The sequence below is a fragment of the Pseudomonas sp. ABFPK genome, from assembly GCF_001586765.1.
Lineage (GTDB): Bacteria > Pseudomonadota > Gammaproteobacteria > Pseudomonadales > Pseudomonadaceae > Aquipseudomonas > Aquipseudomonas asiatica.
On sequence record NZ_LQXW01000007.1, the window covers coordinates 96,480 to 119,316 of the forward strand.

Here is a 22,837-nt window from a genome sequence, read left to right on the forward strand (position 1 = left end):
GGCCGCAATGCGGCCCGGGATGAATGCTCGACTTCACATTGAGAGCCTATCGCCATGAACTACCTGCCACTTGCCTTGCTGATCGTGCTGTCCCCTGCCATGGCCGAGAATGCCGACGACGCTGGCAACGATACCCCCCTGACCATCAACGGCTGCGTGATTGCCGAAGCCAGCCAGTGCCCGGGGGCCTACCTGCGGGGCGCCAACCTGGCCAACCAGGACCTGCGCAAGATGAACCTGGCCGGCGCCGACCTGCGCGATGCCGACCTGCGCCATGCCCGGCTGGACCTGGCCAACCTGGAAAAGGCCAACCTGCAAGGCGCCAACCTGACCCGCGCCAGCCTGCAGCAGAGCAACCTGCGCCTGGCCGACCTAAGCCATGGCCGGCTCGTGGCCATTCAGGGCTGGGGCCTGTTTGCCCAGGGTGCGCAATTTGCCAAGGCCGACCTCAGCGCGGCCTACCTGCAGTTCGCCAGGTTGTCAGGGGCAAAGATGCAGCAGGCCAACCTGCGCGCGGCAGACCTGGAAATGGCCTGGCTGAGCAAGGCTGACCTGCAAGGGGCCGACCTTGGCGATGCCAACCTGCAAGAGGCCAAGTTTGGCCAGAGCAACCTGGCCCGCGCCGACTTGCGCGGGGCGCGCCAGCATTACGGGAATTTTCAGGAGGCCAACATGGAGGGGTGCAAGGGGTGCCCCGAGACCTGGGACAATTGAGCCCGATATTCCCGCCTTGCGCAGCCCCCCTGTAGGAGCGGCCTTGTGTCGCGATGGGCTGCAAAGCAGCCCCGACGATTGCTGCGTTGACGCTGAAGCCCCTGGGGGCCGCTTTGCGGCCCATCGCGACACAAGGCCGCTCCTACAGGGCTCTGCGCAGAGTCCAGATAGCAGAACACCTCACCCCGCCACCCGCACCACCCCCAGATCAATCCCCAGATGCACCAGCTCGGCATGGGAGCTGACCTGCAACTTGCTCTTGAGCAAGGTCAGGTGGTTGGACACGGTCTTGGCACTGATGCACAACTGCTCGGCAATCCCTCGCACCGGGGTGCCCTTGGCCAGCATCACGAAAATTTCCAGCTCACGCTGGGTCATGCGCTGCAGGCGCGGGTCGCTGGCATTCTGCTGTGACGTGCAGGCCAACTGGGTGGCCAAGGGCTGTTCGATATAGGCATGCCCGGCCAACACCCGCTGCACCGCCTCGATCAGCACTTCGGGCGCCGAGTTCTTGGTCAGGTATCCCGAGGCACCAGCATCCAGCGCCTGGCGCACCAGCGGCAGTTCGTCATGCATGCTGAAGAACAGCACCCGCAATTGCGGCAGGCGCTGACGCAGGCGCCGGGTGGTTTCCAGGCCGCTGATGCCTGGCAGGCCAAAGTCCATGATCACCAGGTTGGGCACCTGTTCCTGAACCCGCGCCAGCGCCTCTTCGCCACTGGCAGCCTCACGCACCTGTACCTTCGGCAGCACCGCTCGCAGCAGGCTGGCATAGCCCTGGCGGACCACGGCGTGGTCATCGACCAACACGATATTCATCACACCTCCATGGGAATGTTCAGGGCCAGCGCCCAGCCGGCACCCGGTCGGCTGAGGATGCGCAGTTCACCGCCCAGGCTGCGGGCGCGCTCGGCCATCGAGTGCAGGCCTACCCCGGGGCGCTGGGGCTGGCTGGCACCGCAACCGTTGTCGCGAACCAGCAGGCGCAAGCCCTTGGCGCTGCGTTGCAGGCGCACCCGCACCTGGCTTGCGCCGGCGTGACGGGCGACGTTGGTCAACGCCTCCTGCAGCAAACGATACAAATGCGTGCGACTCGGCCCGGGTAGTGCCGGCAAATGCTCGCCTACCCGCAGGCGGCAATCGATACCCTGGCTGGCCTGCCATTGGCTCACCAGCAGGCCGAAGGCTTCGGCCAGCGGCATGTGCTGCAACGCCAGCGGGTACAGGTCATGTACCAGGGCGCGGAAACCTTGCTGCAGGCGTTCACAATCGAGCTCCAGGGTGCGTGTCGTCTGCGCCACCGCGGTTGGCTGGTCGGCGACCATGCGCAGCAGGCAGAGCTGGGCCCGAATACCCGCCAGGTATTGCCCGAGGTCGTCGTGCAGGGTCTGCGCCAACTGGGTGCGTTCCTGCTCCTGCACCGCCAGCAGGGCCTGGGTAAGTTGGGTATTGTCGCAGCGGGCCTGCTCCAGAGACGCGGTCATGCGGTTGAAGTGCTCCGCCAGTTGGCGCGCCTCCGGCAGGCCGGCCTCGCGCAGGCGTGCGGTCAATTGCCCACCCGAGACCTGGCGCAAGGCCTGCAGCAGATCGTCCAGCAAGCCCATGCCCCGCCGCACCGCCCAACGGATGGTCAACAAGCTCAGCAGCAACGCCAGGCCGCACAGGACCAACAACTGCTGCAGGGAGTCACGCACCTCGTCGATTTCATCCCGCGCATCCACGGCAATCATTACCCGGCGGCCGTCACCCAGCTCCAGCAGCCGGCTGCTGTCATGGCGCTGGCCAAGCAGTTGGCGGCCCAGCCAGGCATCCAGGCCGGTTGCTTGCGGCAGCCGCGCAGGTTCATCAGCCGCCAGCCAGTGCACCCGCACATGGCGCAGGCTTTGCGTCAGCCGTGGTTGCAGGCTCTGCGGGTCGCGCTCGGCAGTATCGCCGAGGTATGCCACCACGGCTTGCGCCGACTGCAGCTCCCGCTCCACGTCAGCCACCGCCTGGCGCAACAGCACCACGGCACAGGCCAGCGTCACCAGCGCGAAGCAACAAGTGACCCAGAGGTTTATCCGCCACAGGGCCGAAAGGTTGACAAGGCGCATGGGCAGTTCTCCTCGGGGTTGCTGCGGCCATCGTAAAACCCGCGCCCATGTGGTGAATTACTACCTTGGTACCGGGCGAGCGCTACTTTCTGCATATTCCCCCCTCCCGGCGCGCTTCCTATGCTGGCGCCATCTGCCGTGGAGTTGCCTTATGCGCCTGCCTGCCCACCTTGCCATGACCTGCCTGCTGGCCCTGGCCGCGACGCTTTCTGCAAGCCCGGCACCCGCCGCGCAGGCCCCGGGCGGGGAACCGTTGCAAGTGCGCATCGGCTATCTCGGCTATCGCCCCGATCCCGGCCCGCTGCTGTCCAACATCATTCCCGAACCCACCGATGCCGGGCTGCAGGGCGCCGAACTGGCGATTGTCGACAGCAACAGCAGCGGGCGTTTTCTCAAACAGGAATTCCATCTGGCCAATGCCACGGTCGAAAGCCCCGAAGCCCTGCTGCAGGCTGCCAAGGCCCAGCATGACCAGGGCCTGCGGCTGTTCGTGGTAAATGCCCCCGCCGCCAGCCTGCGCGCGCTATCTGCCGCCCTGCCCGACAGCCTGCTGTTCAACGCCGGCAGCCCGGACGACAGCCTGCGCAGCAGCCAGTGCCTGGGCAATGTGCTGCACAGCCTGCCCAGCCGCGCCATGCTGGCCGATGCCCTGGCGCAGTTCCTGGTAATGCGCAAATGGCAACGGGCGCTGTTGGTCGTCGGCCAGACCGACGATGACCGGGCCTATGCGGCGGCCCTGCGCCGCGCCATGAAGCGCTTCGGCATGCAGCTGGTCGCGGAGAAAGCCTGGACATTCGCCAACGACCAGCGCCGCAGCGCCCAGGCCGACATGCCGCTGTTCACCCAAACCGCCGAGTACGACGTGGTGCTGGTGGCTGACGAACGCGGCGACTTCGGCGAGTACCTGCCTTACCAGACCTGGTATCCGCGGCCGGTAGCCGGCACCCAGGGCCTGACCCCCACCGGCTGGCACAAGACCGTTGAAACCTTCGGCGCGGCGCAGTTGCAAAAGCGCTTCGAAGCCCAGGCCGGGCGCTGGATGAACGACCGCGACTTCGCCGCCTGGATGGCCGTGCGCAGCGTCGCCAGCGCAGTGAGCAAACTGCGCCAGGCCGAGCCCCGCGCCCTGCAGCAACTGCTGCTCAGCGAGCAGTTGCCGCTGGACGGCTTCAAGGGCCGCAAGCTCAGCTACCGCCCGTGGAACGGCGAGCTGCGCCAGCCGATCCCGCTGGTGCAGCCGCGGGCCCTGGTCAGTACCTCGCCGCAGGAGGGCTTCCTGCACCCGTTCAACGAAATGGACAGCCTGGGCTACGACAGGCCCGAAGTGACCTGCGGCTACCCCTGACCCGATAACCACAACAAAAAAGGATTTCGCCATGCGTCGCTTCCCTTTTCACCGGGCACTGCTTTACCCCAGCCTGCTGTCGGGCGCCCTGGCCCTTGCCAGCGGGCACGTCGTGGCCGCCACCGCCTGGGTATCGAACGAGAAGGACAACAGCATCAGCCTGATCGACATGCAGACCCTGCAAGTCACCGAGACCCTGCCAGTGGGCCAGCGCCCGCGCGGCCTGCTGCTGTCCCACGACAACACGCTGCTGTACATCTGCGCCAGCGATTCGGACCGGGTGCAAGTGATGGATGTGGCCACCCGCAAGATCATCAAGGAACTGCCCTCCGGCAAGGACCCCGAGCAGTTCGCCCTGCACCCCAACGACCGCTGGTTGTATGTGTCCAACGAGGACGACGCGCTGGTGACGGTAATCGATACCCAGACCGACAAGGTGCTCGGGCAGATCGACGTCGGCATCGAGCCCGAAGGCATGGCGGTGAGCCCGGATGGCAAATGGGCAGTCAACACCAGCGAAACCACCAACATGCTGCACTGGATCGACACCAGCACCCAGACGCTGGCGGAAAGCACCCCGGTGGACCAGCGGCCGCGCTTCGTCGAGTTCAGCCAGGACGGCTCGCGGCTGTGGGCCTCGGCAGAAATCGGCGGCACGGTGACCATCCTCGACGTGGCCAGCCGCCAGGTGCTGAAAACCCTGAACTTCCAGATCAAGGGCGTGCACCCGGACAAGGTCCAGCCGGTAGGCATCAAGCTCAGCGCCGATGGCAAGTACGCGTTCGTCGCCCTGGGCCCGGCCAACCATGTGGCGGTTGTCGATGCCAAGACCTACGAAGTACTCGACTACCTGCTGGTGGGCCGGCGGGTCTGGCAATTGGCGTTCACCCCGGACCAGAGCCAGTTGCTGGCCACCAACGGGGTCAGTGGCGACGTTTCGGTGATCGATGCAAAAAACCTCAAGGTGCTCAAGTCGGTGAAGGTCGGCCGCTACCCCTGGGGCGTGGTGGTGACGCCATGAATACCCTCGAAGTCAGTGACGTGAGCTTTGCCTACGGCCAGCGCGAGGCGCTCAGGCAAGTCGGCTTCAGCCTGGCGCCCGGGCGCTTTGCCGCCTTGCTGGGCCCCAATGGCGCCGGCAAGTCGACCTTGATCGCCCTGCTCACCCGCTTGTACGACCTGCAGCATGGCGACATCCGCGTGTGCGGCTGCTCGCTGCGCAACGCCACACGCCCGGCCTTGCGCCAGCTGGGCGTGGTGTTCCAGCAAAGCACCCTCGACCTGGACCTGAGCGTGGAGCAGAACCTGCGCTACCACGCCTCGCTGCACGGCCTGTCGCGGCGCCAGGGCAATGTTCGGGTCGATGCCGAGTTGGCCCGCCAGGGCCTCGATGAGCGGCGGCGCGAACCGGTCCGGGCGCTGAACATCGGCCATCGGCGCCGGGTGGAGATTGCCCGCGCGCTGCTGCATGAGCCGCGTTTGCTGTTGCTCGACGAGGCCAGCGTCGGCCTCGACCCGGCCAGCCGCCTGGCGCTCAACCAGCACCTGCGGCTGCTGTGCCGCGAGCAGCGCCTCAGTGTGCTGTGGACCACCCATCTGCTGGACGAAGTGCAGCCCAGCGATGACCTGCTGATCCTGCATCAAGGGCGCCTGGTGGCCAGCGGCACGGCCGATGCCCTGAGCCTGGAGCACGGCGGTGACCTCGACCATGCCTTTGCCCGCCTGACCAGCGCCCCCACAGGAGCCAATGCCCGATGAACGCTTACTGGCAGTGCTTCAACGGCATTCTCCTGCGCGAATGCCTGCGTTTCGTCCTGCAACGCACCCGTTTTCTCAGCGCCCTGGTGCGCCCGCTGCTGTGGCTGCTGGTGTTCGCCGCCGGCTTTCGCGCGGCCCTGGGCATTGCGATCATCGAGCCCTACGACACCTACATCCCCTACGAGGTGTACATCATTCCGGGCCTCGCCTGCATGATCCTGCTGTTCAACGGCATGCAGGGCTCGCTGTCGATGGTCTATGACCGGGAGATGGGCAGCATGCGCGTGTTGCTGACCAGCCCGTTGCCGCGGCCCTTCCTGCTCGGCAGCAAGCTGCTGGCGACCTCGTTGATCTCCCTGCTGCAGGTGTACGCCTTCCTTGCCATCGCCTGGTTGTATGGCGTGCAGCCACCGGCTGCGGGCCTGTTGCTGGCGCTGCCGGCGTTGTTGCTGGTGGCGCTGATGCTCAGCGCCCTGGGCCTGTTGCTATCGAATGCGATTCGCCAGCTGGAGAACTTTGCCGGGGTGATGAACTTCGTGATATTCCCGCTGTTCTTCCTGTCCTCGGCGCTGTACCCGTTGTGGAAGATGCGCGAGGCCAGCCAGTGGCTGTACTGGCTGTGTGCAGTGAACCCGTTCACCCATGCCGTGGAGCTGGTGCGCTTTGCCTTGTATGAGCGCTTCAACCCGCTGGCGCTGGCGGTATGCCTGGGGCTGACCGTGCTGTTCACCTTGCTGGCGATCCTTACCTTCAACCCCCAGCATGCGGCGCTGCGCAAGCCGCGCTGATTGGCAGCTGACTCCCTCCGGCCCCTTCGCCGAACCCGTTGAAGGAACACGGTCCGTGTGGGAGCGGGTTCACCCGCGAAGAAGGCGACGCGGTGCATGGCACCGGCTTCGCCGGTGTTCGCGGGTAAACCCGCTCCCAAGGGATCGCGCATGCATTCAGATATTGGGCAGGATCAGGCCAGAGGCGCCCGGCTTTCTACTACTTTGGTACTGCCTTTGCTGTCTGATCGTCGCATTCACAATGCACCGCCACTGGCATGTAATGGGCCTATAACAAAAAGGACAACCCCCATGCCACGTGCCCTGCCCCGGCTGCCACGCCCATTGCTGGCGGCGCTTTCCCTGAGCCTGACGCTAGGCGCTGCCCAGGCCGATACCACGCCGCTATTCTCTGCCGACGGCTACCGCACCACCCTCTACCGCAGCCCGACCCCACAGCAGGTCGAGGGCGGCCAGGTCATCGACACCGCCATGCTGCAAGGCCTGCTGGGGCACACCCCCAAGCCGGTGCTGATCGACGTGTATCGCCGCCAATGGCTGCAAGGCCGCTTCATCGAAGATGAACCCCACGCCAACATCCCCGGCAGCCGCTGGCTGGCCAACACCGGCGACGGCGAGCTGAGCCCGGCGTGGCACGATTACTTCGTGCGCAACCTGCAACAAGCCACCGCCGGGCGCACGGAGCAACCGCTGGTCTTTTACTGTCGCTCCGATTGCTGGTTAAGCTGGAACGCGGTAAAACGCGCGAAAGCCCTGGGCTATAAGAATCTGTATTGGTACCGCGATGGCCTGGACGCCTGGCAACAGGCCAACCTGCCGCTGCAGCCAGCGCAGCCGGAACCCTTCCCCTGAATTCATCGCCTGCAAACGCGTGCCCGCTCCATCCAATAAAAACGAGGTGAAAAGGCCATGTACAAAATTCTGATTGCCGACGATCACCCCCTGTTTCGCGAAGCCATCCACAACGTTATCAGCGATGGCTTCCAGGGCAGCGAAGTCATGGAAACTGCCGACCTGGACAGCGCCCTGGCGCTGACCCACGAACATGACGACCTCGACCTGATCCTGCTCGACCTGAACATGCCCGGCATGCATGGCCTCAATGGCCTGATCACCCTGCGCAACGAGGCACCGACGACGCCGGTGGTGATCGTCTCGGCCGAGCAGGAAAAGCAGATCGTGCTGCAGGCCATCACTTATGGCGCGGTGGGCTTCATCACCAAGTCCTCGCCACGTTCACAAATGATCGAAGCGATCGAGCAGATCCTCAACGGCAATGTCTACCTGCCGCCCGACATCATCCGAGCCCAGAAAAGCAGCACCAGCCGGCGCCTGAACGATGCCCCGAGCTTCCCGCCGGAGATGCTCCAGGCCCTGACCCGCAAGCAGCTGCTGGTGCTCGAGCGTATGACCAAGGGCGAGTCGAACAAACAGATCGCCTACACCCTGGATATCGCCGAGACCACGGTCAAGGCCCACGTTTCGGCGATCCTGCGCAAGCTCAACGTGCACAACCGGGTGCAGGCCATCCTCAGTGCCGGTGATATCGATTTCGGTGATTACCTGCGGCGTTGATCTGTCCCTGCTCATTTTCCAAGGCTACCTCATTGCCCTGTAGGAGCAGCCTTGTGCTGCGAAGAGGCCGGCAAGGCAAAAATCTTCTCTAGCAGTAATGGACTCTTCGCAGCGCAAGGCTGCTCCTACAGGTACTGAGCAGCCTTTGGGTCCGATTGTCTGGCATCACGGCTAGCCCTGGCTGCCCAGCAAATGGCTCATCGCCGCCTTAAGCTTCATCGGCCGCACCGGCTTGTGCATCAGGGTGTGGCCCTGCTCGCGGATCTGTTGCTTGAGCTCGTTGCTGTAGTTGGCGGTGATCATCATCGCCGGCAAGGGCTGGGTACGGCGGGCATTGATCCGCGCCACGGCGTCGACGCCATTGCAGTCGTTGTCCAGGTGGTAGTCGGCGATCAGCAGGTCGGCCTCGGCATGGTAGTTGTCCACCTGGCGCGCAAGGTCTTCCTCCGACAGCGCGGTGACCACCCGGCAGCCCCACCCCTCCAGCAGGGTACGCATGCCGGCGCAAATCGCCGCATCGTTATCCAGTACCCACACCCGCGCCCCGCGCACGCGTTCGAGCATCGGCTCGCTGATTGCCTGGCTCGGCTGGGCCTTGGGCGCGGTGGTGCTCAGCGGCACTTCGACCGCGAATACCGAGCCTTTGCCAAGCCATGACCGCACCCGAATCCGGTGGCCAAGAATGCCGGCGATCTTTTCCACGATCGCCAGGCCCAGGCCCAAGCCACGGTCCTGGTCCGGACGCTGCACATCACCGCGCCTGAACTCCTGGAACATTTCTTCCAGGTGCTCTTCGGCGATACCGATCCCGCTGTCCCATACTTCGATCCGCAAGCCGCCACGCTGGCGCCGGCAGCCCAGCACCACGCGCCCACTGCGGGTATAGCGAATGGCATTGCTGAGCAGGTTGCGCAGGATCCGCGCCAGCAGCTGGATGTCACTGCGCACCACGGCGGAACAGCCCACGAAATGCAGTTCAAGCCCTTCGCTGCGCGCCACCTGGGCGTATTCGGCAGCGAGGTTGTCCATCAGTTCGCGCAGGGCGAACGGGGCGACATCGGCCTTGATCACGCCAGCATCGAGCTTGGAAATATCCACCAGGGTACCTAGCAGGTTCTCCACATCCTCCAGCGAGTTGCTGACATTACGCACCAGGTGAGCACTGTTGTGCGGCTCGCGGTGTTCGAGCAAGGCGCTGGTGAACAGCCGCGCCGCGTTCAGTGGCTGCAGCAAGTCATGGCTGACGGCGGCAAGGAACTTGGTTTTCGACAGGTTGGCCTGCTCGGCCTCGCGCTTGGCCTCGCGCAGGCGCGATTCCACCCGGCTGCGCTCCTCGATTTCGCGCAGCAGCTGCTCGTTGAGGCTGGTCAGCTCGGCCGTGCGCTCGCGTACCCGTTGCTCCAGGTGCTGATACGCCTGGTGCAGCGCCTGTGCGGTATTACGGCGCTCGGTGATGTCGCGGATCAACACGAAGATGCCCACCACTTCGCCATTGGCCAGGCGGTTCGGCACGTAGGAGCGCAGCATGTAGCGTTCCTGGCCGTTGATGTTGGTTTCGGCAAATTCGAAGGTTACGCTCTCCCCCGCCAGCGCCCGCGCCACGTAGGCCTCCAGGCGCTGGTAATGCTGCTCGCTGTGGGCTTCGCGCAGGCTCTGGCCCAGCATCACGCCGCGAGGCCAGCAATACCATTCTTCATAGACCTTGTTGGTGAATTCGTAGACCAGGTCGGCATTCAGGTAAGCGATCAGCGCCGGCACATGGTCGGTGATCAGGCGAATCTGGTGCTGGTGTGCCGTCTCGGCCCGCTGCCGGGCCTCGCTGAGCAGGTGGTTGACGGCCTTGAGCTCGGCCATGGCCTGGTTCAGCGCTTCGGTGCGTTCGCGCACCTGCTCGGCCAGCACCACCGAATGCTGGAACGCGGCATAAGGGTCGTTGCCACGCGTGACGCCGGACTCGATACGCTCGATCAGGGCGCCGTTGATACGCTGCAGCTTGTGGTTCTGGTGCTGCAGCCGGGCGACCTCGGCCTGCAGTTCAGCGACCGACAGGAGGCCGGTTGCGGGCAATGGCGACTCCGGTGAAGGTCTGGTTGATGTGCATGCCATCGAACTGTTCTCCGTAGGTGTTGAAGCCGATCACCCACTGCTCGCGCAGGAACGCACCGACCGCTTCCAGCCCGTCCCGGGCTTCCAGCTCCAGCCGCCGCAGGAAGCAATCGCAACCGATGGTCAGCAGCAGCGGGCCGAGGCGCTGCTGCAAGCCGTCGAACAACTGGTGCAGGTTTGGCAACAGCGGGCCCGGGGTCATGGCGGTAAGCACGATGCCGTTTTCCACAGCGCAGTAGAAACTCAGGCTCAGGTCCGGGTGCACCTGCTGTATCGCCCGCACGTAATACTGGTCGTGGATGCGCACGGCCAGCGGATGGGCAGCGAACACACGATGATCGAGCTCGGCCACCGGCACGCCGATGTGCCGGGCGTATTCCTCGGCAGCTGGCTCGGCATTCAGTTCGAAGACCCGGCGCTGGGCACTGTCGGCGCCGGTGACCACCAGCTTTTCCTGGCGCGGCAGGATGTGGTGGGTGGTGAACACTTCGAAGTCGAGCCAGGTATTGACCAGCACCACCACCGCCGCGCCGTGGTGGAACGCGCCGCCGAAATACACGTGGGTGCGGGTCAGGTAGTTGTCGTCGCCGGCCGAGCCGCCAAAATGCGGGATATCGCCCAGGGCCGCACTGAGGGCGGCGAGCACCATTTCCTCACGGCTGGACAAGCCGTCGAGCAGGGTCAGGGCAAAGCTGTGGCCCTTGATCGGCGCCAAGTTATTGCTGCGGCAGGTGCCGACCAGGCGCTCGACCATCTGCTGGGCGTCGATCAGGCTGAAGCGCTCCATTTCGTCGATCAGCTCGGTGGCGATGGAAAAGTGCCGATGATCGAACCCCACTGCCGTTATGCAGTTGCGGCCATAGCCCTGCGGGGTGATTTCCCCGGCGCTGGTGCAACCGACCAGGCGGATGCCGCCAAAGCCCTGCTCCAGGGCTTCGCCCAGGGCCTGCAGGTCGTATTCGGCGGAGCAGAAGAACAGCACGAAGCCCAGGTGCGGGTGCAGCAACTGCGCCGCCAGCTCCTGGGCTGCCTGCCGGGCGTCGGTTGCCTGGGACATGGCGCTGACCACACCGTCGTTGTGAGCCTGCTGCATCGTGGTCTCCGGCGCGGGGTGGCTGAGTGATGAGTGTACGAAGGCGATCATCGAGGACGAATGCTACTTGGGTAGCGGGTGGGCGGTTCCATGGACGTAATTTCACCGGCATGCGCGGGACCATGTAGGAGCGGCCTTGTGTCGCGAAAGGGCTGCAAAGCAGCCCCAGCAATTTGTGCATCGCTGCTGAAATCCTGGGGCCGCTTTGCGGCCCTTTCGCGACACAAGGCCGCTCCTACAATTGACCGTGTTGCCCGGCCTGGCAAGGCTTACCAGGTCAACACCGCCCCCACCGCAAAGGTATCGGTGTCTTCGTTCTGGTCACTGGTTTCATGGCCGTCGATGGAGAACTGGTTGTACTCGGCAACCAGCTTGAGGTTGTCGTTGACGTCATGGAACAGCGCCACGCCACGGGTTTCATAGTCCGCACCGCTGCCCACCGCGCCGTTGCCATCGTCCTTGGTCTTGCCATACGACAGCGCCACCCGGTTCTTGCCGACCTTGTAGGAGCCCTGCAGCAGGTAGCCGTCGCTGTCGACATTGCGCAAGGTCGGTTCGCCAGCGTTGTTGGTGAAGAACGGGTTGATGCCCTTGGCCTGGAACCCCGAGCCGGTCAGCGACAGCCCCCCCATCTTCGCCTGCACACCGTAGCCGACACCTTTGGAGGTGACCGACTGCACCGCCGGGTCGGTGTTGTCGGAGGTCTGGTAGCTGCCGTTTAGCCAGCTGTAGATCTGCGCCCCACCCAGGTCGAACTGGTAGGTGATCTCGCTTTCGGTACGCGGGTTTTCCTGGTAGGCCTTGCCGGTCGGGCTGCTGTCGTTGGTGTCCACCGGGTCCATGATGCCCACCGCCACCCGCAGGCCGTCCATCACTGGGGTGCGATAGGTGATCTGCGAGGTAGGGAACGGGTACGGGTAGCCGCTACCGATGTTGCCGAACGAGACCCCGCCGCCGTCAACCAGCCCCAGGGTGTCACTGACCTGGCCATAACCGGCCAGCAGTTCGTCGAGCAGGATATTGGAACGGGCGAACAGCCCGAAGTCCTTGCCAATCAGCACCTCACCCCACTCGGGGTTGGCCACGGTGCCGTAGAACTGGCGCACGTCGATGGCGGTGTCGGTGCCGTTGGTTTCGCTGTCGTTGATGGTCACCCAGAACGAGGCTCGCGCGCCGAGCTTCAGGTCATCCACCTGCTTGCCCATGTTGAAGCCCAGGTAGTTGGGCAGAAAGCCCATCTTCACCCGTGACTGGCGGCGATCGAACTGCTCACCCTGCCGATCGACATCGCTGTTGACGTAGAAGGCGTTGATATAGCCGTCGGTGGAAAACGTCGTCTGGTCCTTGTCGTACAGCATGATCTCGGCCTGGGCCAGGCTGCTCAGGCAAAGGGTCGACAGGCTGACGGTAACAGCCGCCAGCAAACGTGGGGACAGATTCTTATTGTTGTACATGGCGCGCTCCGAAACGGGGACGGGATGTCGGAGGCGATTATCAGAAGCTGGCAAACAGCCAGAAACGCTGCCTTGGAGGGGGCTGCCAGGTGCTTTGGGCCTGCGCGCGCGGCGTGATGATTCCGGCCCAGGACCGGGTTACGCCCAGAGGCAAGACTTCTGGCGTAACCCACAGGAGCAGGCGAGGATCAGTACGGCAGACTACAGCGGGCCCCTGTCAAAGGTCCAGGGCACCACTGAGCAAGGCGTTCAGCATGGGTGCGACGTCAGCGCGCTGCTCGTCCAGCAGACACAGCGGGAGGCCTTGCCAGGCTGGTTGTAAATCGGCCAATCCCTCGCCAATCAAGGCCAGCGGACAAACGATTGCCATTTGCAGCGAACGCAGCCGCCTGGCCAAGGCAGGGTCCACCGGCACCTGGACCTTGATCACCACTGCTGCGGGCTGCATTGCTGCACACAGCATGGGTATTTCTTCCAGCGGCTGCCCGCAACCGAGCACTTCGATGCGTTGCTGCTCGCTGCTCAACAGCAGCCCGGTGCACAACACCTGCAGTTCGGCTTGCCCCTCGGTGCCGGCCAGCAGCACGCGCGGTGCATCGGCCTGGTTCATCTGCAGGCGCATCAGCAGGCGGGCGCGCAGGAACATGTCCAGAAACAGCCATTGGCTACGCTGGCCCGGCGCAATGCCTGAGGCCAGGCCATGCCAGACCGGCATCAGCACCTCACGCAGCACGGTGGCCTTGGGCAGGACGGTGAACAACTGCCCATGGATGCTTTCCAGCGCTTGTGTATCGAATGCCTTGGTTGCACGCTCCACGGCAGAGCGCCAGTCGTCGAACGCCGAGTGCTGCTGCACCGGCGCATCCGGCTGGCCTGCGAGCATGCCGCCTACCTTGCTGATGGGCACCCCATTGCCGGTCCAGTGCAAGATGTCGCGTATGCGCTGGACATCGCGGGCGGTATAAAGGCGATGGCCACCCTCGGTGCGCTGCGGGCTTATCAACCCATGGCGCCGCTCCCATGCCCGCAAGGTCACCGGATTGATGCCGGTCAGGCTGACCACATCGCGCATGGGTAGCAAATCGGCTGGGGTGGCGTCAGTCATGATGAGGGTTTATCTGGGGGGTGGCATATTCTAAACCCATATGCACCTTCTGCGGCGAGCCTCCTTGGGTCATCATGCAACAAACGGCGCCGAGGCCTTCTGCACGCAGGCCAGGCTGCGCACTTCGCATCCTAAATGCCTGTAGGTGGGCCCCATGATCAACGCGAAACTCATGCAACTGATGGTCGAGCATTCCAACGATGGCATCGTCGTCGCAGAGCAGGAGGGCGACGACAGCATCCTTATCTACGTCAACCCCGCCTTCGAGCGCCTGACCGGCTATCGCGCCGAGGACATCCTGTATCAGGACTGCCGTTTTCTGCAGGGCGACGATCATGACCAGGCCGGCCTTGCCAACATCCGCGAGGCGATCCGTGGAGGCCTGCCGTGCTGCCAGGTGCTGCGCAATTACCGCAAGGACGGGAGCTTGTTCTGGAACGAGTTGTCCGTCACGCCGGTGTACAACGAGGCGGACCAGTTGACCTACTACATCGGCATCCAGCGCGATGTCACAGCGCAGATTTTCGCTGAGGAAAAGCTACGCGAGCTGGAGGCCGAGGTGGCTGAATTGCGCCGACAACTGGGCCAGGCTGAGCGCTGAACAAAACCTATACAAGATCGTTGACTTGTATAGATTTACGCTTAGACTTCAGATATACCTGTACAACAAGCCATTTCTGTACAGGATTTCCTGGAGTCCAGCATGTCAGCGTATCTGCAGCAATTCGCCGAGCACTTCAGCAGACTCGACGGGGGCAACCTCGGCACCCTTGAAAAGCTGTACAGCGACGATGTCACTTTTCGCGATCCGTTGCATCAGATCCAGGGGCTGCGGGCTCTGCGAACCTATTTCGCGCAGTTGTACGCCAACGCTCACGACATTCGCTATGCCTTTTCCAGCATCGACGAAGTGATGCCCGGGCAAGGTTACCTGCGCTGGACCCTGCAGTTTCGCCACCCACGCCTGGCCCGCGGTCAGCAGATCAGCTTGCAGGGATGCAGTTACCTGCAATGGCATGACCGGGTCCATTTTCACCAGGACTATTTCGACGCAGCAGCCCTGCTCTACGAACATGTTCCGGTCATGGGCGGTGCGATTCGATGGCTCAAAGGCCGGATGGCATGAGCCGCTGCTGGCTGACAGGCGCAAGCAGCGGTATCGGTGCCGCACTTGCACAATGCCTGCTGGAGCAAGGCCACCAGGTTGCCTTGGGCGCACGACATGCAGATCGTCTCGCCCCATTGGCTGAACGTTTTCCCGGGCAGGTGCTGCTGGCCATTGGCGACCTGGACGACCCCGTACAGGTCGCCGGGATCGCAACCCGTATCGAGCAGGCCTGGGGAGCGCTGGACAGGGTGATCCTCAATGCAGGCACCTGCGAGTACCTGGAGCCGGACCATTTCGACCCTGCCTTGGTCGAGCGTGTGGTCCGTACCAATTTCCTTGCTGTCAGCTACTGCCTGGCAGCGGCCCTGCCCTTGCTTCGCGCCGGTCAACGCCCTCATCTGGTGGTCATGGGCAGTTCGGTGACCTGGCTGGCCTTGCCCCGTGCCGGCGCCTATGGCGCGTCCAAGGCAGCCGTGCGTTATCTGGTGGAATCGCAGCGCATCGACCTGGCCCGCGAAGGCATCGCCGTCACCCTCGTCAACCCGGGCTTTGTCGACACGCCATTGACCCGTCGCAACGATTTCCCCATGCCGCAGCTGTGGTCGGCGCAGCGCGCAGCCAGCCATATTGCCAAACGCCTTCCCGAGCGCCCGCTGGAAATCAACTTCCCCCGGCTTTTCATCCTGGTATTGCGCCTGCTTGGCGCACTGCCCGCGCGCCTGCGCCTGGGGCTTGGGCAACGCCTTGCCCGTCATGAACAGGAATGATGATCCATGCGTATAGCAATCATCGGCAGCGGCATTGCAGGGCTATCCTGCGCTCATCTGCTGTCACGCAAGCATGAGGTGACGGTTTTCGAAGCCGAGAAATGGATCGGGGGCCACACGCATACCCTCGATGTGATCTGGCAGGGTGAACGCCATGCAATAGATACCGGCTTCATCGTCTTCAATGACTGGACCTACCCGCACTTCATCCGCTTGCTCGACCACCTGAAGGTCGCCTCACGGCCGACCGAAATGAGCTTCTCCGTGCATGATCCGGTCACTGGCCTGGAATACAACGGGCACGACCTGAATACCCTGTTCGCCCAACGCCGCAACCTGGTGTCCCCGGGGTTCTGGGGGATGCTACGGGATATTCTGCGTTTCAATCGTCAGGCGCTCGCTGACCTGGATAACCAGCGTATCGATGCCAACGCGACCCTGGGCGCCTACCTCCGGGCTCAGCGCTATGGACAGCGCTTCATCGACCATTACATCGTACCGATGGGGTCGGCGATCTGGTCGATGTCCCGCGCGGACATGCTCGGCTTCCCACTTGCGTTCTTTGTGCGGTTCTGTCGCAACCACGGCTTGTTGTCGGTCAACCAACGTCCACAGTGGCGCGTGATCGAAGGGGGTTCGCGCAGCTATGTCAGTCCGCTGTGCCGGCCGTTTGCCGGGCGCATCCGCCTCGACTGCAAGGTTTTCCGGGTCAGCCGCGACGAAGGTGGCGTCACCCTGACGAGCGCTGCCGGTACCGAGCGTTTCGACAATGTGGTGTTCGCCTGCCACAGCGACCAGGCCCTGGCTTTGCTCGAAGCGCCGAGCGTGCAGGAACGGGAAGTGCTCGGCGCCATCGGTTATGCCAGCAACGATGTGGTGCTGCACACCGATACCCGTCTGCTACCCCGCCGCAAGCGCGCCTGGGCCAGCTGGAACTACCGTCTCGGCGGGCCGCAGCAGGCGCCTGCCGCGCTGACCTACAACATGAACATTCTGCAAGGTATCCAGGCACCGACGACCTTCTGCGTGAGCCTCAACCAGACCGCGCTGGTGGATCCGGCGCAGATCATTGCCCGCTTCCAGTACGACCATCCGCAATACAGCCTTGCGGCGTGCGCCGCGCAGGCGCGCCAGGCGCAGCTGCAGGGCCAGCGCCACAGTTACTTCTGCGGCGCCTACTGGGGCAACGGCTTTCACGAGGATGGCGTAGTCAGTGCGTTGAAGGTGGCCGCGCATTTCGGAGAGCACCTGTGAACAGCAGCCTTTGCGTGGGCTGGGTCAGCCACCGGCGCCTGGCGCCGCGCCCCCACGCCTTCCGCTACAGGATCGGCATGTTCTACCTGGACCTGGACGAGCAAGCCTTGCTGACAGGCCTGTCACGCTGGCTGTGGCGCTGGCGCCTGGCGCCGCTGAGCTGGAACCAGGCAGATTACCTGCCAGCCCAGACCCGCCGGGGCGAGCCCCTGGCCCAGGCTGCACGCTTGCTGGTGCGCAGCGCGACGGGAGAAATGCCTGAGGGGCCGGTGCACCTGCTCACGCAATTGCGTTGCTGGGGGCTGTCGTTCAACCCGGTCAGTTTCTATTTCTGCCATGACCGCGACGGGCGGCTGACGGCAATCCTGCTGGAGGTGCGAAACACACCATGGCGTGAACGCTTCCATTACGTGTTGCCTGTGCGCGGAAACCTTGCCGGGCCCTTCAGCGTCGCCAAGGCCTTCCATGTGTCGCCGTTCATGCCACTGCACATGGACTATCGCTTGCGCTTCGCCCTGGACGCTGAACATGTGCGCATCCACATGGAGAACTGGCAAGGCGATAGCAAGGTGTTCGAGGCCGACCTGGCCTTGCAACGCCAGGCGCTGGATAGAGCCGCTGTGCACCGATACGTACTGGCCTTCCCATGGATGAGCCTGCGCACCGTCTCGGCCATTTACTGGCAGGCATTGCGCCTGCTGTTCAAACGCACACCCGTCCATGACCACACGGCCAGCCAGCGTGACCTGGCGCTCGGCCATTCCTGCGAGGACCCTGATGATGTCGAACCCCACCCTGAGCGTTAGCAAGTTCGCAGGCCTCGGGCCATTGTTCGGCGGGCTGGCACGAAATGCCGTGCTCGCCCGGCTGGGCAGGCTGCGCCATGGCCACCTGCGCCTGCTCAGCCACGGGCAGCAGTGGAGTTTCGGTGACGCCCACAGCCCGTTGCAGGCCGAGGTGGAGATCCTTGATGACATCACCTGGGGCCTGATAGCCGGCAATGGCTCGATCGGTGCTGGCGAAGCCTACATTCACGGCTATTGGCGCAGTCCCGACCTGGCGCTGGTGACTCGTCTGTTCGTCGCAAACCTTGAGGTACTTGACACGCTCGAGGGGGGCCTGGCCCGCTTCGGCCGCCCTGCCCTGCGGTTGCAGCACAAACTCAACCGCAACAACAGGCGCGGTGCCCGCCGCAATATTCTGGCGCACTACGATCTGGGCAATGCCCTGTTCGAGCGGCTGCTCGACCCCACCATGATGTATTCGGCAGCTCAGTTCGAACACCCGGGGCAGACACTGGAGCAAGCACAGCTGCACAAGCTGGAGCGCATCTGCCAGAAGCTGGAGCTGAGCCCTGCCGACCACCTGCTGGAGATCGGCTGCGGGTGGGGCAGCCTGGCAATCCACGCCGCCACCCGATATGGCTGCAAGGTCACCACCACCACGCTTTCCGAGGCGCAGTACAGCCATACCCTGCAACGCGTTCAGGCCCTGGGGCTGGAGCAGCGCGTGAAAGTGCTTCGCGAAGACTACCGCGATCTTCAAGGCACCTTCGACAAACTGGTCTCGATCGAGATGATCGAGGCTGTCGGCCACCGTTACCTGCCGGTGTATTTCCGCCAGTGCGCCTCGCTACTCAAGGCCGACGGCCTGATGCTGTTGCAAGCGATCACCATACGTGACCAGCGCTATGAGCAGGCGCGGCGGTCGGTCGATTTCATCCAGCGCTACATCTTCCCCGGTGGCGCACTGCCTTCGTTGAGCGTGATGCTGGAAACTGCCAGCCGGCACACCGCACTCAACCTCTTGCACATGGAAGATTTCGGCCAGGACTATGCCCACACATTGCGGCATTGGCGAGAAAACCTGCGCCAGGCACGCGCAGCGTTGACGGACCTTGGCTACGACGACATGTTCCAGCGCCTGTGGGAGTTCTACCTGTGTTACTGCCAAGGCGGTTTCGAGGAGCGCACCATCGGTGTCGCGCATCTGCTCTGGGCAGCGCCCCAGGCACGGCGCGCGCCCTTGCCTGGCAGCGCCTGATGAGCCGTGGCTGGCTGCTCGCCAATGCCTTGTGGCTACAGGCTGGCTGGTGGCTATGCGTACTGGGGGCCGAAAAGCCCTTCCTGTCGATGCTGGTGATTGCTGGCCTGGCGGTGCATCTGAGCCTGTGCCCGGCCGTCCACGCAGAGGTCAAGGCGCTGTTGCGGGTAACGCCGGTCGGGTGTGTGCTGGATAGCGTGCTGGGCGCGCTGGGCGTGTTCAGCTTCGACACCTGGCCATTGCCGCTGTGGCTTGCGCTGTTGTGGCTGGTACTGGCCAGCGGCATGCGCCATAGCCTGGCATGGGCCGACAGGCACTGGCAGCTCGGTGCACTGCTGGGTGCAGTTGGCGGCCCGCTGGCCTATGTAGGCGGAGCGGGGCTGGCAAATGTCGACTTGCCCATGGGCCCAGTGGTAACCGGCCTGTTACTGATGCCGATATGGGCCGTTACCCTCCCCCTGCTCGTGCGCCTTGCGGTGCGGTGCTGACTTGCGGCATCGTTCGGAGCAGTAGCGCACCTGCTCCCAGCAACGTGACCAGCGCTTGCGCCAGTTGAACGGCCGCCCACACACCACGCAGACCTTGCTGGGCAAAAGACCCTTTTTCATATCGGCTGCGCCGCATCGAGTCGCGCCAAAAGTGACTGGCCACGCTGCCAGATGGCATCGCGACGGTCAGCTGACATGCCATCGAGGTTTCGATAGACCAGCGCCAGACGCGGGTTGGCCGAAAGCAGGTGGCGATGACGGATGAGAAAATGCCAGTACAGGGCATTGAACGGGCAGGCGTCCTCCTCGGCCACCTGGTCAACCCTGTAACTGCAGGCCTTGCAATGATCGGACATGCGCTGGATGTAGCGACCGCTGGCGCAGTAAGGCTTGGAGCCCAGGTAGCCGCCGTCGGCGTACATCACCATACCAAGCGTGTTGGGCAGTTCGACCCAGTCGAAGGCATCCATGTAGACAGCCAGGTACCACTCACAGATTGCGGTGGGCGCGATACCGGCCAACAAGGCGAAGTTGCCGGTGACCATCAGGCGCTGGATATGGTGAGCGTAACCCAGGCGAAGGGTCTGCCCGATGGCCTGCTCCATGCAGCGCATGCGGGTGCGACCGGTCCAGTAGAATTCCGGCAACGCTCGCTCGTTACCCAGGTAATTGAGCGCGGCATACTCCGGCATGCGCAGCCAATAGATGCCGCGTACATACTCACGCCAGCCGATCAGCTGGCGGATGAAGCCCTCTGCTGCATTGAGCGGTACTCGCCCCTCGCGCCAGGCCTTGTCGACCCCTTCGCATAGAAAACGCACATCGAGAAGCCCGATGTTGAGTGCTGCACTGATGCGCGCATGGAACAGGTACGGCTCGCCCTCGGCCATCGCATCCTGGTAGTCACCGAAAGCCGCCAGGCCGAAATCCAGAAAGTGTTGCCAGAGCTGCCGTGCCTCGGCATGGGTCACCGGGTAGTCGAAACCGTCGATGGCTCCGTAGTGGTCGCTGAAGCGTTGCCGTACCAGGGCTATTACTGCAGCTGTGATGTCGTCCTGTGCGAAATGTGCGGCAAAGGGGCCACGTAGCTGGCGAGGCAAGGCCTTGCGGTTGTCGCCATCGAGATTCCAGGTTCCACCTGCCGGGCTGCCGTCAGGCTCCAGCAGCAGGCCGGTACGCTTGCGCATGCCACGGTAGAAGTGCTCCATGCGCAGTTGGCCGCGCTCCCGGGCCCAGCGCGCGAAAGCTTCGCGAGAGCATAGAAACCGCGTGTCGCGATGCCACACAAGCGGCAGTGCGGCATCGCGCAACGCCTGCTCCAGGCGCCACTCTCCGCACTCGGTCAGGTGAATATGCGTGGCTCCCAGGGCCTGCTGCCAGCGCCGCAACTCGCCAACGATGGTTCCGCTGTTGCCGTCATCATCGAGTTGCACATAATGCACCTGCCAACCGCGCTCGCGCAGTGCCAGTGCGAAGTGCCGCATGGCGCTGAAGATCAGGACGATCTTCAGCGGATGATGCGGCACGTACCTGGCCTCCCCTTCCACTTCCGCCATCAGCACAGCATCGCGGGCAGGATCGAGGGCGTTGAGGCTTGCCAGGTCGAAGGACAGCTGGTCACCCAGTACCAGACCCAGGCGCATCTTCAGGCTACCCCTGGCTTGTCAGCGTTACCGCTATGCAGATTCATGGCATCCCCCCCAGCAGACGCTGACGCAGTTGTTGATCCCTGGCCCGCGGATCGAGCCAGATGGCGAAGAACGCCCGTGCAAAAACGGGGTCGGCGACCGCCCGGCTGAGTTTGCCATCGACGTAGAAGCGGCAGCCCTGCCCCGGCATGTACAAGCCGGTGATGCGCATGCCTGGCTGTACATCCACAAACGCCTGCTGCATGGCTTGGGACCACGCCGCGCGCCGCTGCGGCGTCACGTTTTCAGGTGCCAGGCGGTACATTTCCTCGAGGCTGGCGTGTACCAGCGTGTCCCTGGACAGGCTTCGGTGATAGGCCAGCTCAAGGGCAAAAGGCCGGCTCCAGTCCTGGACCGGACCGGCCGCCCATAGCTGTGCGGTGTAAAGGCGCAAGCCAAACCAGCTGAACTCACCGACGCCCAGCCGTTGCGCTGCCGGCAGCTCCGCTCGCCAGTCCGCCGCCTCCGACAGGGCAGTCAATAGCAGGCAAAGCCAGGCCCAACGAGTTGTGTGCCCCATACTGACCTCGAGCACGTGAAATACCTGTACAATATTAGAAACTATGTACAGTTTTTTATGAGGTTGTACAACTTTTACTTGCGGGTCTCAGGGCCTTGTTTCGGCAGAGCCAGTGACAGTGGCATACCAGCGTCGGCGCCGGCAAAGGAGGCAGTTCAGTGAGCCTTATCAATGACCTTCATTCCCCCGCCAACGTGCTGGTCTGCGGAGCCAGCCAGGGGATCGGCCTTGCACTGTGCACCCAGCTGCTGGCGCGCGACGACATCGGACGGGTGTTTGCCGTCTCGCGACATGCCACCAGCAGCCCTGCGCTGGATGCTTTGTTCGCCGAGCACCCACGACAGTTGGTTCGCATCGACTGCGACGCGTGTTCCGAAGTGGCACTGCAAACACTGGCGGCGCGGGTGGGAGCCTGCTGCAACCACTTGAACCTGGTATTTTGCACGCTTGGCGTGCTGCAAGCGCCACCCGCACGGGCCGAAAAAGCGCTGACACAGGTAGATATGGCGGGGCTGCTGGCCAGCTTCACGACCAACTGTTTCGCCCCTGTCCTGCTGCTCAGGCACTTGCTGCCCTTGTTGCGACAGCAACCGATGACCTATGTGGCGCTGTCGGCGCGGGTCGGGTCGATCAGCGACAATCATCTTGGCGGGTGGTACAGCTATCGCGCCAGCAAGGCCGCGCTCAACCAGCTTCTGCGTACCGCGAGCATCGAGCTCAAGCGACTGAACCCCGCTTCCACGGTACTGTTGCTGCATCCCGGGACTACCGACACCCGCCTTTCCCAACCCTTTCAGGGCAATGTGGCGCCAGGAAAACTGTTCTCGCCGGCGTTTGCAGCGACATGCATTCTAGCGCTGGTGAGCCGACACGGCCCGGAACAGAGCGGTACATTCTGGGCGTGGGACGGGACACCGATTGCCTGGTGACTCCAGAGC

24 protein-coding genes are annotated in these 22,837 nt (G+C 63.7%); 15 read left to right on the forward strand and 9 right to left on the reverse strand.

The features are described from left to right. The first annotated feature begins 54 nt into the window (after positions 1–54). Positions 55–714 (forward strand): pentapeptide repeat-containing protein, encoded by a 660-nt coding sequence (locus WM94_RS06800; RefSeq protein WP_061550773.1) that lies wholly within the window; start codon positions 55–57, stop codon positions 712–714. 180 nt (positions 715–894) lie between these two features. Here the strand turns inward: WM94_RS06800 and WM94_RS06805 are convergent, their stop codons facing one another. Continuing rightward, positions 895–1,533: a response regulator transcription factor gene (locus tag WM94_RS06805; RefSeq protein ID WP_003257635.1), complete on the reverse strand. Its 639-nt coding sequence runs from the start codon at positions 1,531–1,533 to the stop codon at positions 895–897. Further along, positions 1,533–2,807 (reverse strand): histidine kinase, encoded by a 1,275-nt coding sequence (locus tag WM94_RS06810; protein ID WP_061550774.1) that lies wholly within the window; start codon positions 2,805–2,807, stop codon positions 1,533–1,535. Before WM94_RS06810 ends, WM94_RS06805 begins: the two co-directional genes overlap by 1 nt. Before the next feature lie 151 nt (positions 2,808–2,958). On the opposite strand from WM94_RS06810, the gene WM94_RS06815 reads away from it, so the two are divergent. The 6 genes from WM94_RS06815 (at position 2,959) to WM94_RS06840 (ending at position 8,273) form a co-directional block, all read left to right on the forward strand. Next, entirely contained in the window at positions 2,959–4,152 is a 1,194-nt protein-coding gene (locus WM94_RS06815) for an ABC transporter substrate-binding protein (RefSeq protein ID WP_061550775.1), read from the forward strand. Between the two features lie 31 nt (positions 4,153–4,183). After that, complete coding sequence (locus WM94_RS06820) at positions 4,184–5,173, forward strand: YVTN family beta-propeller repeat protein (RefSeq protein ID WP_061550776.1); 990 nt, start codon at positions 4,184–4,186, stop codon at positions 5,171–5,173. Then, positions 5,170–5,910: an ABC transporter ATP-binding protein gene (locus WM94_RS06825; protein ID WP_013972168.1), complete on the forward strand. Its 741-nt coding sequence runs from the start codon at positions 5,170–5,172 to the stop codon at positions 5,908–5,910. The genes WM94_RS06820 and WM94_RS06825 overlap by 4 nt, the downstream gene beginning before the upstream one ends. Further along, positions 5,907–6,698, forward strand: coding sequence for an ABC transporter permease (locus tag WM94_RS06830; protein ID WP_013972167.1), 792 nt, complete (start codon positions 5,907–5,909; stop codon positions 6,696–6,698). Before WM94_RS06825 ends, WM94_RS06830 begins: the two co-directional genes overlap by 4 nt. A gap of 291 nt (positions 6,699–6,989) precedes the next feature. After that, complete coding sequence (locus WM94_RS06835) at positions 6,990–7,550, forward strand: PQQ-dependent catabolism-associated CXXCW motif protein (protein ID WP_061550777.1); 561 nt, start codon at positions 6,990–6,992, stop codon at positions 7,548–7,550. Positions 7,551–7,607: 57 nt separating this feature from the next. After that, on the forward strand, positions 7,608–8,273 hold the full coding sequence (locus WM94_RS06840) for a response regulator transcription factor (RefSeq protein WP_013972165.1): 666 nt from the start codon (positions 7,608–7,610) through the stop codon (positions 8,271–8,273). A gap of 171 nt (positions 8,274–8,444) precedes the next feature. Here WM94_RS06840 and WM94_RS06845 read toward each other — a convergent pair whose 3' ends face one another. The 4 genes from WM94_RS06845 to WM94_RS06860 form a co-directional block, all read right to left on the reverse strand. Beyond that, positions 8,445–10,340: a NahK/ErcS family hybrid sensor histidine kinase/response regulator gene (locus tag WM94_RS06845; protein WP_061550778.1), complete on the reverse strand. Its 1,896-nt coding sequence runs from the start codon at positions 10,338–10,340 to the stop codon at positions 8,445–8,447. After that, entirely contained in the window at positions 10,309–11,472 is a 1,164-nt protein-coding gene (nosP, locus tag WM94_RS06850; RefSeq protein ID WP_061550779.1) for a nitric oxide-sensing protein NosP, read from the reverse strand. Before nosP ends, WM94_RS06845 begins: the two co-directional genes overlap by 32 nt. Positions 11,473–11,741: 269 nt before the next feature. Further along, positions 11,742–12,926, reverse strand: a complete 1,185-nt coding sequence (locus tag WM94_RS06855; protein ID WP_003257627.1) for a porin — start codon at positions 12,924–12,926, stop codon at positions 11,742–11,744. Positions 12,927–13,143: 217 nt separating this feature from the next. Further along, the gene (locus WM94_RS06860; RefSeq protein ID WP_061550780.1) at positions 13,144–14,031 is read right to left on the reverse strand and encodes a MerR family transcriptional regulator; all 888 of its coding nucleotides are present in this window, start codon (positions 14,029–14,031) and stop codon (positions 13,144–13,146) included. Positions 14,032–14,185: 154 nt separating this feature from the next. On the opposite strand from WM94_RS06860, the gene WM94_RS06865 reads away from it, so the two are divergent. The 7 genes from WM94_RS06865 to WM94_RS06895 all read left to right on the forward strand — a co-directional run bounded on the left by WM94_RS06865 (position 14,186) and on the right by WM94_RS06895 (position 19,691). Further along, positions 14,186–14,632: a PAS domain S-box protein gene (locus WM94_RS06865; RefSeq protein WP_003257626.1), complete on the forward strand. Its 447-nt coding sequence runs from the start codon at positions 14,186–14,188 to the stop codon at positions 14,630–14,632. A gap of 102 nt (positions 14,633–14,734) precedes the next feature. Further along, positions 14,735–15,157 carry a nuclear transport factor 2 family protein gene (locus WM94_RS06870; RefSeq protein WP_015270038.1) on the forward strand — a complete coding sequence of 141 codons (423 nt, stop codon included), beginning with the start codon at positions 14,735–14,737 and terminating at the stop codon, positions 15,155–15,157. Then, a complete protein-coding gene (locus WM94_RS06875; RefSeq protein ID WP_013972160.1) occupies positions 15,154–15,906 on the forward strand; it encodes an SDR family oxidoreductase in 753 nt (250 codons plus the stop codon). The genes WM94_RS06870 and WM94_RS06875 overlap by 4 nt, the downstream gene beginning before the upstream one ends. Positions 15,907–15,912: 6 nt before the next feature. After that, complete coding sequence (locus WM94_RS06880; protein WP_013972159.1) at positions 15,913–17,160, forward strand: NAD(P)/FAD-dependent oxidoreductase; 1,248 nt, start codon at positions 15,913–15,915, stop codon at positions 17,158–17,160. Then, positions 17,157–17,966, forward strand: coding sequence for a DUF1365 domain-containing protein (locus WM94_RS06885; protein ID WP_061550781.1), 810 nt, complete (start codon positions 17,157–17,159; stop codon positions 17,964–17,966). Before WM94_RS06880 ends, WM94_RS06885 begins: the two co-directional genes overlap by 4 nt. Next, on the forward strand, positions 17,941–19,203 hold the full coding sequence (locus tag WM94_RS06890) for a cyclopropane-fatty-acyl-phospholipid synthase family protein (RefSeq protein WP_061550782.1): 1,263 nt from the start codon (positions 17,941–17,943) through the stop codon (positions 19,201–19,203). The genes WM94_RS06885 and WM94_RS06890 overlap by 26 nt, the downstream gene beginning before the upstream one ends. Beyond that, entirely contained in the window at positions 19,203–19,691 is a 489-nt protein-coding gene (locus tag WM94_RS06895) for a DUF2878 domain-containing protein (protein ID WP_061550783.1), read from the forward strand. Before WM94_RS06890 ends, WM94_RS06895 begins: the two co-directional genes overlap by 1 nt. Here WM94_RS06895 and WM94_RS28815 read toward each other — a convergent pair. From WM94_RS28815 to WM94_RS06905, 3 genes are read right to left on the reverse strand one after another with little or no spacing between them, the layout of a single operon-like run. Next, positions 19,629–19,811 carry a DUF2256 domain-containing protein gene (locus WM94_RS28815; RefSeq protein WP_082810517.1) on the reverse strand — a complete coding sequence of 61 codons (183 nt, stop codon included), beginning with the start codon at positions 19,809–19,811 and terminating at the stop codon, positions 19,629–19,631. The genes WM94_RS06895 and WM94_RS28815 overlap by 63 nt on opposite strands. Next, positions 19,808–21,334: a cryptochrome/photolyase family protein gene (locus WM94_RS06900; RefSeq protein WP_061550784.1), complete on the reverse strand. Its 1,527-nt coding sequence runs from the start codon at positions 21,332–21,334 to the stop codon at positions 19,808–19,810. Before WM94_RS06900 ends, WM94_RS28815 begins: the two co-directional genes overlap by 4 nt. A 43-nt stretch (positions 21,335–21,377) precedes the next feature. Then, positions 21,378–21,899, reverse strand: a complete 522-nt coding sequence (locus WM94_RS06905) for a chalcone isomerase family protein (protein WP_061550800.1) — start codon at positions 21,897–21,899, stop codon at positions 21,378–21,380. 158 nt (positions 21,900–22,057) lie between these two features. Between WM94_RS06905 and WM94_RS06910 the strand changes: the two genes are divergently transcribed. Further along, positions 22,058–22,828 carry an SDR family NAD(P)-dependent oxidoreductase gene (locus WM94_RS06910; protein WP_061550785.1) on the forward strand — a complete coding sequence of 257 codons (771 nt, stop codon included), beginning with the start codon at positions 22,058–22,060 and terminating at the stop codon, positions 22,826–22,828. The last annotated feature ends 9 nt before the right edge of the window (positions 22,829–22,837 follow it).